The organism is Commensalibacter communis (assembly GCF_947179015.1).
Taxonomy (GTDB): domain Bacteria; phylum Pseudomonadota; class Alphaproteobacteria; order Acetobacterales; family Acetobacteraceae; genus Commensalibacter; species Commensalibacter communis.
Genome location: NZ_CAMXCM010000037.1, coordinates 1 through 352, shown reverse-complemented (window position 1 = coordinate 352; position 352 = coordinate 1). Strand labels below are relative to the sequence as shown.

The window sequence follows — 352 nt, the reverse complement described above, 5'->3', positions numbered from 1 at the left end:
AATAATTAACATATTTATACACATCACTATCCTTTATCCCAAAAAAAGGCATAAAAAAAAACGCATATCGCGCCCCGTTCTCATGCCTGATTGTGATTTAACTATTAGATTCTTTTTATTTTTAATGCTTCAAAAGGATTTGAAGGTTTAAGAGTAATGCTTTCACTGGAATTTTTCTGATTAATATAAACTGTATTTACGGCATCATTTTTTAAGCAAAACAATGATTTCTTTGCCTTCGTAACAAGGTCTGGTAAAATATATTGTCTGTAATTACTGATCGTGGGATGCCCTACTAATTGTGGATAAATCGTTTCAATATAAATTACTTTAGCATCGTCAGCATATTTCT

At 30.4% G+C, this 352-nt stretch carries 1 protein-coding gene; it reads right to left on the bottom strand.

All coding sequences use genetic code 11. The annotated features are described in order from the left end of the window. Positions 1-104: 104 nt before the first annotated feature. Positions 105-352, bottom strand: a 248-nt coding sequence (locus tag PQG54_RS12330) for a hypothetical protein (RefSeq protein WP_271807744.1), incomplete at its 5' end; no start/stop codon positions are given.